The following is a 13859-nucleotide window of genomic DNA, read 5'->3' as shown; positions in this document are numbered from 1 at the left end:
GGTTCAGAGGTGCGGCCGGAAACCGGCGCGCTAGTCCGAGAACAACGTATTCAGCGCATTCGCCGCGTCGCTATCCACCGTATTCCACGTCACCGTTTCGGCTTCGAAAATATAGTGCGTGGTGTATTTGCCGAGACGCGCCAGGATCTCTTCCTGAATCAGTTCCGGCGCCACCTCCAGTTTCAGATACCACGCGGTGGACGACAGGCGCGTCTGGAACGCGCCGTATTCAGCCAGCAGATGGTCGAACGCGTCAGCATCCTGATCGCGACACACGATCACCAAATTTCCCTTCATGCGAATCTCCCGTTAAAGCGGTAGCGGCAACCTCGATATCAGGGTCGATCATACCTGCTTCGTTAGGGGATGCCGGAGGGCGGGTCTTGCCTTGCATCAGCTTGCGTGTTGATTGAGACGCCGGTGTTTCGCGTCTGCCGAGCGCATCACCACACGTTGGCCACCGTGCGGGTGGGCGGTGCGGTGTCGTCGGGCGGCAAGGCTTCGGTGCGGTCGCGGCCGCCCGATTTCGCCGCGTAGAGCGCCATGTCGGCGCGGCTCATGATTCGCTCGGGCAGATCGTCGGGCGAGAGTTCGGTGATGCCGATGCTCACGCTCAAGCCCACCGAAGCGGGCAGCTTCGGCGAAGGGACCGCTTTCAGACGCAGCCGCAAGCGTTCGACGACTTCGTGGCCGCCGGCCAGATCCGTGGCCGGCAGCAGCAGGCCGAACTCTTCGCCGCCGAGCCGGCCGATCGCGTCGGCGCCGCGCAGCTCGGCGCGGCAGGTGTCGACGAAATGTTCGAGCGCGCGATCGCCGGCGGCGTGGCCGAAGCGGTCGTTGATCTGCTTGAAGTGGTCGAGGTCGGCGATCGCCATGCACAGCGGTTCGTGGCCGGCATGCGCGCGTTCGATCTCATGGCGCAGCAGGTCGAGAAAGTAGCGCCGCGACAGCGCGCCGGTCAGCGCGTCGTGGCGCGCCTCGGCCGACAGCAGCGTGTTGGCGGATTGCAGTTGTTCAGCGAGATCGCGCGTGGCGCGATGGTGGCGCCGCTCGCGCACATACGACACCGTGATCACCCACGCCAGCGCGACTGTACCGGCCAGCGTCAGAAACACCAGCAAATGATCGCGCTTGTGATTGCGCAGCAGTTCCGGCCAGGCCACGAGCGGATCGACCAGATGCGCTGACAGCCCCGAGTTCAGGCCGCCGCGCGTCTGATAGAGCGACGGCATAGGCCGGTCGGACATGCCGAACAGTTGCCCGGCCACGGCTGACGGCACCCACGGCGCCTGTTCGCGCACTTGCGAATCCACGCTGATATGGATGTCGGGAATCGCGTCGCGCAGGTAGATGACCTTGCGCTCGGCGGCCGTCATTTGCGTGACGCGTGAGTTCGGCAGCGCGCGGCCTTCGAGCTCGCTGTTGTGCGCCATGATGATGACGCCGTTGTCGTCGGCGACGAAGGTCCCGGCGTGCGCGACCCAGTGGCGCAGCCGGGCGATCCCGACCTTGGCGACGACCACGCCGACCAGCAGACCGTCCGCGTATGCCGGCGCGGCGATGAAGATGCCGGGCTCGCCGCTCGCGCGGCCGACGCCATAGGCTTCGGAGAACGCGCCGAGCAGCGCGTTCGTCAGGTAGCCGCGCACGCGCATGTCGGTGCCGACGAAGGAGCGCTCGGCCGCGAGCGGATTGTTGATGGAGTTGCTCGAGGCGACGCAGACGCCGTTGGCGTTGACGAGCCAGATCTGGTCGAGCCCGGAGAAGCCTTGCGCGTCGTGCAGGAAGTTGCTCACGGCGCTCATCTGCTTGTCTTTCAGCAACGCGGCGCGCAGGACGGGTTCCGTCGCTTCGCCGTTCACGGCATAATTCTGGGATTGCACCAGAGCGCGCTGGACCACGTCCATTTCGGCCATGGTTGCGGGGATGGCGCGAGACATCGCAAGGTCGCTGGCGATCACTTCCGCCATGTTGTCCACGATCGACGCGGACATTTGCCGCTGCGCACGCAGGGCTGCGTCCAGCTCTTGCTGTACCATCCGGTCCGCAACCATGCCGGCCACGAACCAGCAAACCAGGACGATCAGCATGAAGCTGACCGGCCCGGTTGCCTGGCGCAAGGTTGTCCTGTTCATCGACTCTCTGATCCGTCTGGCTGTGACATGCAACTGGCTCTTTCGTGGCAGCGCGCTTGCGCTGTTTCGCCCCTGTGGAAGCGGTCGGCAATACGCCGTCGCTGTGGCCCGGGATAAACCGATAACAGGCGTCGTCTCCTGATTTTAACCGTCATGGGGCCAGACGCCACCGTTATTGCGGGAATGCGAAGTGCGACTGCCGCGTCCATCAGGTTATTAACGGCAGCCCGGCCGGATTCTTGATGGTTGTTCGGATTTTTCGGGTGGGCTTCTGAGCTATCGCGGCAGCCGCCACGAGGGTCGAAGATGTGGTCGGCGCGCCACGATAAATAGTCTGAGTCGCGAACAGTGCTCGCTGGCGCGAGGGCGGCAATCTGAGGTTTTCCGCTATTTATTGCTATTTGCCGCGAAAGGTTGTGCCTGAAACATAGGATGGTGTAGTGTCGTGCCGTCCAAAACAAGGAAAGCTCGCCAGCCCTTACGGGCGGCGCCTGCGGCGACAGGAGTCTGGCTTGACGGTTGCGGTCCTGGGCGGGTTCGTCCACGGACACATTCGTCACCGGTTCACGTGTCTCCAACGCTAACGATTTACCGCGCACACGCGTTTTGCCATGCCTGATTTCCGCTTTCCGGACCGATCTTCAGACCGCCGCGCCGAAGCCGCGGCCTCCTTGCTGTTCTTGAGCGCATGGTTCGACGGGGAGGGCATCTGATGGACTTCAGCTTCAACCTGAAGCGCACCGCCAATGCTTCGGCATGGCGGGTGCTGCCCAACCGCTGGGACTTCGTCGCCTTCCCGCTGATCATCTGTGTGATCGCCATGGCGGCGATCGGCTTTCACGAGACCTTGGCGCCCATGTCGACGCTCAAGACTCAAGTCATCTCGCTCGACCCGGCGAACCTGCCTGAATATGCAATGCGCACCACGCTGCGCATGCTCGCGGCCATGGTCGCCTCGCTGACCTTCACACTCGTGTACGGCACGCTGGCGGCCAAGAGCCGCCGCGCCGGGCTCGTGCTGGTGCCGATTCTCGACATCCTGCAGTCGGTGCCGGTGCTGGGCTACATTTCGTTTACGGTCACCTTCTTTTTAGCACTGTTCCCGGGGCGCGTACTCGGTGCTGAGCTCGCGGCGATCTTCGCGATCTTCACGAGCCAGGCGTGGAACATGACATTCAGCTTCTATCAGTCGCTGCGAACCGTGCCGCGCGATCTGGACGAAGTCTCGCGCGGTTTTCACCTGACTTCATGGCAGCGCTTCTGGAAGCTGGAAGTGCCGTTCTCGATGCCGGGCCTCATCTGGAACATGATGATGTCGATGTCGGGCGGCTGGTTCTTCGTGGTCGCCTCCGAGGCAATCACGGTCGGCAACAGAACGATCACGCTGCCGGGGATCGGCGCCTATCTCGCGCAGGCGATCTCGGACAAGAACCTGCACGCGATCGGCTGGGTGATCCTCGCGATGACGGTCGTGATTCTCGCCTACGACCAGTTCCTGTTCCGTCCGCTTGTCGCGTGGGCCGACAAGTTCCGCATGGAAACCACCAGTTCGGGCGACGCGCCGGAATCGTGGCTGCTCGATCTGATCCGCCGCACCCGCCTGATCCACCGGCTGCTGGTGCCGCTCGGCTGGATGTTCGCCAAGGCCGCGCGCGTGCCGTTACGGCTGCCGGCGTTCCAGGGGCCGCGCTTCCAGATTCCGCAGAAGCAGAAGAGTTCGCGCGTCGGCGATATCGTGTGGGCGACGCTGGTGCTGCTGACGACCGTCTATGTGGTGTATCGCGTCGTGATCTATGTGCGCACCGGTGTGTCGCTGGATGAAGTCTGGCACGTGTTCGTGCTCGGGCTGATCACGCTGCTGCGGGTGGTCGTGCTGATCGCGATCGCCTCTGTGATCTGGGTGCCGGTGGGTGTGCTGATCGGCTTGCGCCCGGCGCTCGCCGAAAAGATCCAGCCGCTCGCGCAGTTTCTCGCCGCGTTCCCGGCCAATCTGCTGTTCCCGGTGTTCGTGATCGCGATCGTGCGCTTCCATCTGAACCCGGACATCTGGCTGTCGCCGCTGATCGTGCTCGGCACCCAGTGGTATATCCTGTTCAACGTGATCGCCGGCGCGACGTCGTATCCGAACGACTATCGCGAGGCGGCCAAGAACTTCCACATCCGCGGCTGGCAATGGTGGCGTCAGGCGATTTTGCCGGGCATTTTCCCGTACTACGTCACGGGCGCGATCACCGCGTCGGGCGGCGCGTGGAATGCGAGCATCGTCGCGGAATTCGTGCAATGGGGCGACACGAAAGTGGCCGCGCACGGTTTGGGCGCTTACATTGCGCAGTCCACCGCCGCGGGCGACTATCCGAAGATCATCGTGGGCATTGCCGTGATGTCCCTGTTCGTGACCCTGTTCAACCGCCTGCTGTGGCGTCCGATGTACGCCTACGCCGAAGCCAAGCTCCGGCTCGATTGAGTAATAAAGGCAAAACGCGATGCAAAATCCTAAAGCTGCTATGACCGCCGCGCCGATCCAGACCCCGCCGAAGCCGCCGCGCCTCGGCGAAGAGATCCTGCTCGTCAAGGACGTGTGCCGCGGGTTCAACAAGTCGCAGGGCGAACTGCTCGTCCTCGACGACGCGAATCTGTCGCTGCGCGAAGGCGAGATCGTCGGACTGCTTGGACGTTCGGGCTCGGGCAAGTCGACGCTGTTGCGCATCATCGCCGGTCTGATCGAGCCGACCGACGGTGAAGTCACCTACATGGGCAAGCCGCTCGACGGTCCCGCCAAGGGCGTCGCGATGGTGTTTCAGACCTTCGCGCTGTTTCCGTGGCTGACCGTGCTGCAAAACGTGGAAGCGGGTCTCGAAGCGCAAGGCGTCGGCGCGAGCGAGCGGCGCACGCGCGCGCTGGCGGCGATCGACCTGATCGGTCTGGACGGTTTCGAAAACGCCTATCCGCGCGAGTTGTCGGGCGGCATGCGCCAGCGCGTCGGCTTTGCGCGCGCGCTGGTGGTCGATCCCACGCTGCTGCTCATGGACGAGCCGTTCTCCGCGCTCGACGTGCTGACCGCCGAAACGCTGCGTACCGATCTGCTCGATCTGTGGACGCAAGGCCGCATGCCGATCAAGGCCGTGCTGATCGTCACGCACAACATCGAGGAAGCGGTGTTCATGTGCGACCGCATTCTGGTGTTGTCGTCGAATCCGGGCCGTGTGATCGCCGAAATCAAGGTGCCGTTCAAGCATCCGCGTAATCGTCTGGACCCGGCTTTCCGCCGGCTGGTGGACGATATCTACGCGAAGATGACCGCGCGTCAGACCGACGAAAAGACCAAGAAGGGTCTCGAGCTGCATAGCTGGCTGCCGCACGTGTCGACCAACCTGATGGCCGGTCTGATCGAAACGCTGGCCGCGGCGCCGTACCACGGCCGCGCCGATATGCCGGAAATCGCCCGTTCGCTGCATCTGGAGGTGGACGATCTGTTCCCGGTCGCCGAAGTGCTGCAGCACCTCGGTTTCGCCGACATACGCGAAGGCGACATTTTCCTGACGCCGCCGGCGCGCGTGTTCTCCGAGTTCGGCACCCAGGAACGCAAGATGATGTTCGCCGAGCATCTGTTGCGGCACGTGCCACTCGCCGCGCGAATCAAGAAGGTGCTCAACGAACGGCCGGGGCATCGCGCGCCGCGCGTGCGCTTCGAGCAGGAGCTGGAGGATTTTCTGTCGGACAGCGCCGCGGAAGAAACGCTCGACGCGGTCATCAACTGGGGCCGTTATGGCGAGATCTTCTCGTACAACGACCAGACCGAAATCTTCAGTTTGGAAGACGTGGAGTCTTAAGCGCCTTCGAGTTGCGCGTTTAAGTCGTTCAAGACGCGCGAAGCCAGCAAAAACGGCAGGGGAGACCCTGCCGTTTTTTCATTTCCGCGCCTTTATTGCAGACTGCCCCAGCGCGCGACGGCCGGCTCCGCGGACGCCCACTTCCAGCCTTTGTCCTGCTGACACGCACTCGCCGTGTACCAGTCCTCATGCGCGTTCGGGCCATCGCCGTCCTGCACCGAGAACACGAATTCCTTGCAGAGCGCGAGGGCCGAACCGAACGCGCGCGTCACGCGCACCTGGCCGTGGCCGTTCTCGATCGGCAGCGTGTGCTTGACCGACCAGGGGCGAGTCTCGCCGACCGGCATGGCGCCCGCCAACGCGGCGATCATGTTCTGCTGATCGGTGTGCATGGTGCGCATGTAGCGGCCGACGGCTTCGTCGGTAGCCGCCTGCACGGCAATGCCGATGCCGATGCCGACTGCCGGATTGGAAGTGACCAGCCCGGACGCGACGGCCGCCGCCGCGCCGCTCGCCGCGCCCACCGACGAGCAGCCGCTTGTCAGTACACTTGCGCCGACGCAAAGCGCGCCGGCCAGCACGAGCCGCAACCGGTTGCCGGACCAGGCAGCGAGGCGAGGCCGGCGCACCGTGAGGCCAGCCGTATACGAACGCGCCGTCATTGCAACGCGCCCCAACGTTCGGTGGCGGGTTCGGCCGACGCCCACTTCCAGTTGTCGCCGTCACGGCAGATCGACGCCACGTAAAACGCGCTGCTCGCCGGCACGTTCTTGGTCGCCGTCTGATCGACGGAGAAGACGATTTCCTTGCAGTCGAGCGCGCCCGCGCTGATCGTGCGGCTGACGGTGACGCGGCCGTGCTCGTCGTCTTCGATCGGCATCGAATGGGTCACGCTCCACGGCGCGATTGCGCCGACGTCCAGCGGACCGGCAATTTTGGCGATACCGTCCTGCGTATTCTTGTGGACCACGCGCTCCGAGTACTGCACCCCGGCACGCGCCGCGGCCACCGCGCCGAGACCGATACCGGTCGCGACAGCCGCGTTGTTGGTGACCTTCGCCGCGAGCGCGGCGCCTGCGATACCGGCGCCGGCAGTGGCGCCTTCCGAATAGAGCGAGCTACAGCCGCTCAACGCCGACGAGATCGCCACAGCGAGAGCAACGAGTGCCGTTGCATTGGGACGTCGACGCCCGGCTGTTCGTTTTGCCCATTCAGCCCACACCATACTTTTTTGCATTTCCCTGTCTCTGCTCCTGCAAGTGCCTTTCGTTCGCGCTCGATATCAACTGTGCGAACGAGTAACACGCGTTCCCCACCTAGCAATGCGTGTGCCGCATTTTGCAGGATGCTATTTGTAATTGGCAGAGGGAAAATGCAAGCAATTGCAAAAGATGGTGCGAGACAAATCGGTTTCTGTTGGGCAGTGGCCGATTTTGATTGGTGGTGCGAAGGGATTTGGTTGGTCGTTCAAGTCGCGCAGCACAGGCTTTTTGCAACTGGTGGTCAGACGCCGAAGCACGCATGTGCCCGGACATTCAGGCGCCGTCGCAAGCACTCACGCGGCGTCGCCACCTGAGTGCCGCGTCGTGACGTTATTGCTCGGGCTCGTCTTCCGCCCCTTCGTCGCCGTATGCGCTCAAGCGGTTGTACAAGGTCTTGAGACTCACGCCGAGAGCTTTGGCCGCGCGTCGTTTGTCGCCGCCGCAATATTTGAGCGTGCCGAGAATGATCTGCTTTTGCGCGTCGGCGAGCGGCGTGCCGATCCATACGCTCATCGCGTCGCCCTGCGTCATGGGTTTTTTCACGCGCGACGCGAGATGCGGATGCGGCAACTCCACGATCTTCTCCGCGAGAATGAACGCGCGATACACCGCGTTCTTCAACTCGCGCACGTTGCCCGGCCACGACCAGGTGCGCAGTGTTTCGATCGACCGTTTGCTGAAGCTTTTGCCCGTACCTTCCTGCTGATTCAGCAGCGCGAGGAAGTGCTGCGCAAGCAGTTCGCGATCGCTCTCGCGCTCGCGCAGCGGCGGCGCGCGCAGCGGGAAAACCGCGAGCCGGTACATGAGGTCTTCACGCAGTCCGTTTTCCTTGACTGCGATGGCGGGGTCGCGATTGGTCGCGGCGATCACGCGCACGTTGCCGCTGATCAGGTCATTGCCGCCGACCCGGTAGAAGGTGCCGGTTTCCAGCGCGCGCAGCAGCTTCACCTGGCGCACCGGCGCCATTTCGGTGATTTCGTCGAGGAACAGGGTGCCGCCGTTCGCATGTTCGAAGTAGCCGATGCGGCCCTGGACCGCGCCGGTGAAACTGCCCTTCTCATGGCCGAACAGTTCGGCTTCGATGAGTTCGTCGGGAATCGCGCCGCAATTCACGGCGACGAACGGTGCGTCTTTGCGGCTGCTTTGATCGTGAATCGTGCGGGCAATCAGTTCCTTGCCGGTGCCGGATTCGCCGATGATCAGCGCGGTCGCGTCGGTGCCGGCGACGCGTTCGATCTGCTGGTACAGATCCAGCATCACCGGCGACGAGCCATACAGCAGCCCGTACGATTTCAGTCCCACGATGCCGTCGGCGACGCGCTGCTTCGCCAGTGCCGAAGCATTGCCGCCAGCGGAGACGGTGGGCGAGGCCAGGTCGATTGACGCCATAAACGGGGGTCCTGTGCAAATGAGTTCGTTGTTACGGCGCGCAGGCCTGGGAATGAGATAAACCAGCGATGCCGCTATCTCTCAAAGATTGATTTAACCACTTTGACACCGTTTTCGGCAAACGATGTGAGGGCCTAAAAAATACATTTATGCACGGCCGGTCGAAACTGACTGGCTTGGTGTTTGCTTGGCCCGCGCGAGGCAAACTTACCGGGCACGGCGTTTGCGACTTCCACCCGACACGCGTGTGCTTTTTTGGCGCGATGGCCTTGCATATCGGCATGTTGCGCGACGGTGGCGATCGCCATTCGCCAATTTGCAGCGATATGCGCACTCGCCGGAACGCACACGCGAACGCCGAACTCAGACCAGGAGTGAATGATGACTGACACCACGCAACAGATTGCACTCGGCGGCCAGAAGATTGTCGAGGATCTGCGAGTGCTGCTGAAGGACTCGGAAGAAATGCTGCGGCTCGCCGCCAACGTGCCGGGGGAGGGCGTCGGCGCACTGCGCGATAAACTTGGCACGCATGTCGAAACCCTGCAATCGGCACTCGGCGATGCGCAGCAGAACGCGCAGCGGCGTTACCGCGCGGCCACCGTCAATACCGAACGCTACGTGCGGCACAACCCGTGGCGCTCGATCGGGATTGCCGCGGGCGTCGGCTTTCTGCTCGGCGTGCTGACTGCGCGCTGAGGCGCATTCGAGCACCAATCCGCTTCATGATGACAAGGAGTTCACGATGGCACGACCCAAAATCGGCATCTTCGGCGCACTGATGGCACTCGGCGGTTTTCTGGCTGTGCGCTACGTACAGCAGCGCAACCGCGCGGCACAAGTCCCTGTGGCGCGCGAATTGAGCCGTTGGGAAAACGAGGGCGGCACGGTCGCGGCGCCGGCTGCGCCGATGGCCAATCAGGCGACTACGGCGGGCGACGCGAGCCCGAGCGCGCATGGCGCCAACGGCTCCGCTTATCCGAATGGCAATGGCGGCGCATGGCCGTTCCCGCGCAGTTGAGCGGGCTCGCCTGCACGGCATCGCCGACGCACCGCGCTGACGGGGCGGCGCCCCGTACAGCTTGCTAATTTGTCTCGATAAAGCCTTATAATAGGCAAATAAACAACAATGACGCTTTGGGCGGGTGGGTTTGCCCTTGTATTGTTGCAAGATTGAATCAAGTCGTCGGCTGGTGCGTTGCCTTAAAGTTGGTGGGTGCTCACATTAGGGCCCGCGCCAACGGCGCAGCGCCAGGTCGATGGCACGCTTTTCAGCATGCGCGTTTGCATGTTTTCCCATCCCCACGCTTGCAGGCTTTCGAGACGCGATGCCACATGTACTGATTGTCGATGACGATGCTGGTACCCGCGAGGCGCTTTCCGCCATCATCGGGGAAGACGGCCTGACCACCGCCACCGCGGGCGATTTGCGCGAAGCGCGCATTCAACTGGTCCGGCAGATGCCGGACGTCGTCTTTACGGACCTGAAGCTGCCCGACGGTAGCGGGGTCGATCTGTTCGAAGATCTGGATCCACGCTCCGGCGTGGAAGTGATCGTGATTACCGGCCACGCCACGGTGGAGTCGGCCGTCAACGCGCTGAAGATGGGCGCCACCGACTATCTGGTGAAGCCGATCAACATGCAGCGCGTGAAGGCGATCCTCTCGCGCCTGCCGCGCGCCGGCGACCTGAAGGCGGAGATCGGCACGTTGCGCGGCGAGTTGCGCCGCATGGGCCGCTTCGGCCTGATGCTCGGCAATTCGCCGGCCATGCAGGAGGTCTACGACCAGATCGGCCGTGTCGCGCCGACGGCGGCCTCGGTCATGCTGGTGGGCGAGTCGGGCACCGGCAAGGAAGTCGCCGCGCAGACGCTGCATCAACTGAGCTTGCGTCGCAAGCACGCGTTTCTCGCGGTGAACTGCGGCGCGATCTCGCCGAACCTGATCGAATCGGAAATGTTCGGCCACGAGCGCGGCTCGTTTACCGGCGCCGATCGTCAGCACAAGGGCTATTTCGAGCGAGCGAACGGCGGCACGCTGTTCCTCGACGAAATCACCGAGATGCCGATCGAGTTGCAGGTGAAGCTGTTGCGCGTGCTGGAAACCGGCATGTTCATGCGGGTCGGCACGACCAAGGAAATCGAAACCGATGTGCGCCTGATTGCGGCGACCAACCGCGATCCCGAGCAGGCCGTGCTGGAAGGCAAGCTGCGGCTCGACTTGTACCATCGGTTGAACGTGTTTCCTATCAGCCTGCCTCCATTGCGCGACCGGGGCAAGGATGTGGAGCTGCTGGCTCAGGCGTTCCTCGACGAACTCAACGAACGCCACAGCACGAAGAAGCATTTCCCAGCGGCCGTGAAGGACATGCTCATGTCCTATCCGTGGCCGGGCAATGTGCGCGAACTGAAGAACTATGTGCAGCGCGCGCACATCATGTCGGGTTCGGATTCGGACAGCACGGCGACGGTGCCGCTACAGATCACGCTGTCGAAGCCCGCGGCCGGCACGGCGATCACGATTCCGTTCGGCACGTCGCTCGCCGAAGCGGACCGTCAGTTGATCGTGGCTACGCTCGAGCAGTGCGGCGGCGTGAAGACGCGGGCCGCCGAGATTCTCGGCATCAGCCTGAAGACGCTGTACAACCGTCTGGTCGAGTACGGCAACGACGCGCGTGACGACGGCGACGCCGCCGACGAATCACGCGCGCTGGGCGGCGCGGACGCTTAACGCCACCCGCGCGCTGACACGACCGGTGCCAGCCCAGCCGGGGGCGCATCCGTAACGGCACAGGCCTTGCTGCGATCTGGTGGAACGCAAACGAGGATAAATAACATGCCGGACTACGCTGCCGCTCCCGCGCTTCCCCTGCCGATGCACGCTCACCGTCCCGAGCCGATCGAGCCGCCATCACCGCCTCCGGTTGCGCCGCCGAGCCCCGGCGAGCCCGACACCGTTCCCGTTCCAAGCCCCGATCCGAGTCCGCAACCGATCGAACCCATCGAGCCGGTCGCTCCGCCGATCGGCGATCCGCCGCCGCAGCCCACGCAAACGCCACAAGCCAGTCAACGTCAGACGTTACGGCCGCTACGCATGCAACTCTGACTCGTTCTGTGCGTTACACCACAGTCCGGCGCACGGAATTTATGTACTTGTTACAAAGCCGGCGCATCTTTTACCGGCAAATTACCGTCGTGACCCCTAGACTGTATGAATGCCGCAAACTTGGCGGCGGGCTTCCCTTGGAGGCGTGGATCATGAGACATCCAGCACTGCGACGTTCAGCGCGCCACTCGAAGCGCGATTCCCGGCCGGGCGGCAGCAAAGACAGCCCGCCGGCGTCGCCCGATCCGGCAGGGCAGAACCGTGTCGCGCCCGATGCGCCGCCTGACGGCGAGCACAACCAGGGCGGCGTGCGTCCGGAAGGGCTGGAATACCAGCGCGACCTCGGCTCGGAGCAGGACGCCTGAGCCGATTTGACGGCCGGTAAGAGGCCTTCCGGTTTTGTCATACAAAGCAGAAAAAAATTCTTCGCGGCGTGATAGGGCCGCGCGTTTCTGCTCGTCTGTCACATTTGCATACATTTTTATTTCCAGCATCTCAAAAAACGGCACGCGACTTGCGTGCACCTTTTCGGCACATATCCGTATGCAACGAAACAACTGAACTAGGTGGAGCACCAATGAGCAGACTGATCGTGGTATCGAATCGTGTCGCGCCGACTCAGGAAGGCCGTCCTGCAGCGGGTGGCCTCGCTATCGGCGTGCTGGACGCGCTGAAGGAAAGCGGCGGGGTCTGGTTCGGCTGGAGCGGCGAAACGGTGAGTGAGCCGAGCGCTCCGGTGATCGAGAAACAAGGCAATGTGACGTACGCGACGGTGGGTCTCACCAAGCGCGACTATGACCAGTACTACCGCGGTTTTTCCAATGCGACGCTGTGGCCGACGTTCCACTATCGCAATGACCTGTCGCGCTACGACCGGCAGGAATACGCGGGCTATCAGCGCGTCAACGCGACGCTCGCGAAGCAGCTCAAGGAGTTGCTCAAGCCCGACGACATTATCTGGGTCCACGACTATCACCTGCTGCCGTTCGCGCGCTGCCTGCGCGAACTCGGCGTGAAGAATCCGATCGGCTTCTTTCTGCATATTCCGTTTCCGGTCCCGGAAGTGCTGCGCACGATTCCGCCGCACGAAGAACTGGTCAAGGCCATGTGCAGCTATGACGTGATCGGCTTTCAGACCGACGCGGATCGCCAGTCGTTCGTCGACTTTATCGAGCGCGGCCAGCACGGCACCTCGAGCGAGGACGGCATGGTGCACGCGTACAACCGTTTCCTGAAAGTGGGCGCGTATCCGATCGGGATCTATCCGGACGCGATCGCCAAAGCCGCCGAGCAGTTTACCGACCGCAAGCCGGTGCGCAGCCTGCGCGACGGCATGCGCGGACGCAAGCTGATCATGAGCGTCGACCGCCTCGATTATTCGAAGGGTCTGGTGGAGCGCTTCCAGGCGTTCGAGCGGCTGCTGCTCAACGCACCGGGGTGGCACGGCCGCGTATCGCTGGTGCAGATCGCGCCGCCGACGCGCGCGGACGTGACTACCTACCAGAGGATTCGTCAGACGCTCGAGGGCGAAGCGGGCCGCATCAACGGCCGGTTCGCGCAGCTCGACTGGACGCCGATCCAATACCTGAACCGCAAGTACGAGCGCAATCTGCTGATGGCGCTGTTCCGTCAATCGCAGGTCGGCTACGTGACGCCGCTGCGCGACGGCATGAATCTCGTCGCGAAGGAATACGTGGCGTCGCAGGATCCCGCCGATCCGGGCGTACTGGTGCTATCGCAATTCGCCGGCGCCGCCGAACAACTGCCGGGCGCGCTGGTCGTCAACCCGTTCGATCTGTCGCAGATGGCCGAAGCGCTGGAACGCGCGCTCTCGATGCCGCTCGCGGAGCGCCAGGCGCGACACGCGGACATGATGGCGCCGATGCGCGAGAACAATCTGTCGGTCTGGCGCGATACCTTCCTTGCCGATCTGCGCAACGTCGCGACGGCATCTTCGGTGACGGCCAAAGCGGTAAAGCTCGCTGACGTGACCGCGTCGTCGTAGCCGGATCAACGGTCGCGCGGCTTGCAGTGCGGCCGCGTGTGCTGGTCACGTCTTCCGAATAGCGTTTGCGGATTTGGGAGAGAAGGGCGCGAATCGCGACATGCGAGGCGCGCCCTTTTTGCATTGGCGTGACC

13 protein-coding genes are annotated in these 13859 nt (G+C 63.3%); 8 read left to right on the top strand and 5 right to left on the bottom strand.

Going from position 1 to position 13859, the window contains the following annotated elements; all coding sequences use genetic code 11:
- Window positions 1–30 precede the first annotated feature (30 nt).
- Window positions 31–297 (bottom strand): double-stranded DNA-specific endonuclease, encoded by a 267-nt coding sequence (locus P0D96_RS28495; protein WP_038458190.1) that lies wholly within the window; start codon window positions 295–297, stop codon window positions 31–33.
- Window positions 298–443: 146 nt separating this feature from the next.
- Window positions 444–2135, bottom strand: coding sequence for a sensor domain-containing diguanylate cyclase (locus tag P0D96_RS28490; RefSeq protein WP_408316759.1), 1692 nt, complete (start codon window positions 2133–2135; stop codon window positions 444–446).
- Between the two features lie 712 nt (window positions 2136–2847).
- Here P0D96_RS28490 and P0D96_RS28485 point away from each other — a divergent pair.
- Together P0D96_RS28485 and P0D96_RS28480 are read left to right on the top strand one after the other, a co-directional pair.
- Window positions 2848–4599 carry an ABC transporter permease gene (locus P0D96_RS28485; RefSeq protein ID WP_408180375.1) on the top strand — a complete coding sequence of 584 codons (1752 nt, stop codon included), beginning with the start codon at window positions 2848–2850 and terminating at the stop codon, window positions 4597–4599.
- Window positions 4600–4618: 19 nt separating this feature from the next.
- Window positions 4619–5965, top strand: a complete 1347-nt coding sequence (locus P0D96_RS28480) for an ABC transporter ATP-binding protein (RefSeq protein WP_408180376.1) — start codon at window positions 4619–4621, stop codon at window positions 5963–5965.
- A 92-nt stretch (window positions 5966–6057) separates the two neighbouring features.
- On the opposite strand, the gene P0D96_RS28475 is transcribed toward P0D96_RS28480, so the two are convergent.
- The 3 genes from P0D96_RS28475 to P0D96_RS28465 all read right to left on the bottom strand — a co-directional run bounded on the left by P0D96_RS28475 (window position 6058) and on the right by P0D96_RS28465 (window position 8616).
- Window positions 6058–6627 (bottom strand): hypothetical protein, encoded by a 570-nt coding sequence (locus P0D96_RS28475; protein ID WP_408316757.1) that lies wholly within the window; start codon window positions 6625–6627, stop codon window positions 6058–6060.
- The gene (locus P0D96_RS28470; RefSeq protein ID WP_408316755.1) at window positions 6624–7202 is read right to left on the bottom strand and encodes a hypothetical protein; all 579 of its coding nucleotides are present in this window, start codon (window positions 7200–7202) and stop codon (window positions 6624–6626) included. Before P0D96_RS28470 ends, P0D96_RS28475 begins: the two co-directional genes overlap by 4 nt.
- Window positions 7203–7557: 355 nt before the next feature.
- Window positions 7558–8616 carry a sigma-54 interaction domain-containing protein gene (locus P0D96_RS28465; protein ID WP_132375524.1) on the bottom strand — a complete coding sequence of 353 codons (1059 nt, stop codon included), beginning with the start codon at window positions 8614–8616 and terminating at the stop codon, window positions 7558–7560.
- Window positions 8617–8997: 381 nt separating this feature from the next.
- Here P0D96_RS28465 and P0D96_RS28460 point away from each other — a divergent pair, with 381 nt between their 5' ends.
- The 6 genes from P0D96_RS28460 to otsA all read left to right on the top strand — a co-directional run bounded on the left by P0D96_RS28460 (window position 8998) and on the right by otsA (window position 13725).
- Window positions 8998–9315: an ElaB/YgaM/YqjD family protein gene (locus P0D96_RS28460; RefSeq protein WP_408316846.1), complete on the top strand. Its 318-nt coding sequence runs from the start codon at window positions 8998–9000 to the stop codon at window positions 9313–9315.
- A gap of 46 nt (window positions 9316–9361) precedes the next feature.
- Window positions 9362–9637, top strand: a complete 276-nt coding sequence (locus P0D96_RS28455) for a hypothetical protein (RefSeq protein WP_408316753.1) — start codon at window positions 9362–9364, stop codon at window positions 9635–9637.
- Between the two features lie 307 nt (window positions 9638–9944).
- Window positions 9945–11345: a sigma-54-dependent transcriptional regulator gene (locus tag P0D96_RS28450; protein WP_132375519.1), complete on the top strand. Its 1401-nt coding sequence runs from the start codon at window positions 9945–9947 to the stop codon at window positions 11343–11345.
- A 105-nt stretch (window positions 11346–11450) separates the two neighbouring features.
- The gene (locus P0D96_RS28445; RefSeq protein ID WP_408316751.1) at window positions 11451–11720 is read left to right on the top strand and encodes a hypothetical protein; all 270 of its coding nucleotides are present in this window, start codon (window positions 11451–11453) and stop codon (window positions 11718–11720) included.
- 152 nt (window positions 11721–11872) lie between these two features.
- Entirely contained in the window at window positions 11873–12085 is a 213-nt protein-coding gene (locus P0D96_RS28440) for a hypothetical protein (protein WP_408180381.1), read from the top strand.
- A 212-nt stretch (window positions 12086–12297) separates the two neighbouring features.
- The gene (otsA, locus tag P0D96_RS28435; RefSeq protein WP_132375514.1) at window positions 12298–13725 is read left to right on the top strand and encodes an alpha,alpha-trehalose-phosphate synthase (UDP-forming); all 1428 of its coding nucleotides are present in this window, start codon (window positions 12298–12300) and stop codon (window positions 13723–13725) included.
- The last annotated feature ends 134 nt before the right edge of the window (window positions 13726–13859 follow it).

The organism is Paraburkholderia sp. RL17-347-BIC-D (assembly GCF_046027915.1).
In the GTDB taxonomy this organism is placed as follows: domain Bacteria; phylum Pseudomonadota; class Gammaproteobacteria; order Burkholderiales; family Burkholderiaceae; genus Paraburkholderia.
This window is presented reverse-complemented; position numbering and strand designations above follow the sequence as displayed.

Coding starts and splice junctions, on each gene's coding strand:
- P0D96_RS28495 (WP_038458190.1), bottom strand. CDS start 297: ATGAAGGGAAATTTGGTGATCGTGTGTCGCGATCAGGATGCTGACGCG.
- P0D96_RS28490 (WP_408316759.1), bottom strand. CDS start 2,135: ATGAACAGGACAACCTTGCGCCAGGCAACCGGGCCGGTCAGCTTCATG.
- P0D96_RS28485 (WP_408180375.1), top strand. CDS start 2,848: ATGGACTTCAGCTTCAACCTGAAGCGCACCGCCAATGCTTCGGCATGG.
- P0D96_RS28480 (WP_408180376.1), top strand. CDS start 4,619: ATGCAAAATCCTAAAGCTGCTATGACCGCCGCGCCGATCCAGACCCCG.
- P0D96_RS28475 (WP_408316757.1), bottom strand. CDS start 6,627: ATGACGGCGCGTTCGTATACGGCTGGCCTCACGGTGCGCCGGCCTCGC.
- P0D96_RS28470 (WP_408316755.1), bottom strand. CDS start 7,202: ATGCAAAAAAGTATGGTGTGGGCTGAATGGGCAAAACGAACAGCCGGG.
- P0D96_RS28465 (WP_132375524.1), bottom strand. CDS start 8,616: ATGGCGTCAATCGACCTGGCCTCGCCCACCGTCTCCGCTGGCGGCAAT.
- P0D96_RS28460 (WP_408316846.1), top strand. CDS start 8,998: ATGACTGACACCACGCAACAGATTGCACTCGGCGGCCAGAAGATTGTC.
- P0D96_RS28455 (WP_408316753.1), top strand. CDS start 9,362: ATGGCACGACCCAAAATCGGCATCTTCGGCGCACTGATGGCACTCGGC.
- P0D96_RS28450 (WP_132375519.1), top strand. CDS start 9,945: ATGCCACATGTACTGATTGTCGATGACGATGCTGGTACCCGCGAGGCG.
- P0D96_RS28445 (WP_408316751.1), top strand. CDS start 11,451: ATGCCGGACTACGCTGCCGCTCCCGCGCTTCCCCTGCCGATGCACGCT.
- P0D96_RS28440 (WP_408180381.1), top strand. CDS start 11,873: ATGAGACATCCAGCACTGCGACGTTCAGCGCGCCACTCGAAGCGCGAT.
- otsA (WP_132375514.1), top strand. CDS start 12,298: ATGAGCAGACTGATCGTGGTATCGAATCGTGTCGCGCCGACTCAGGAA.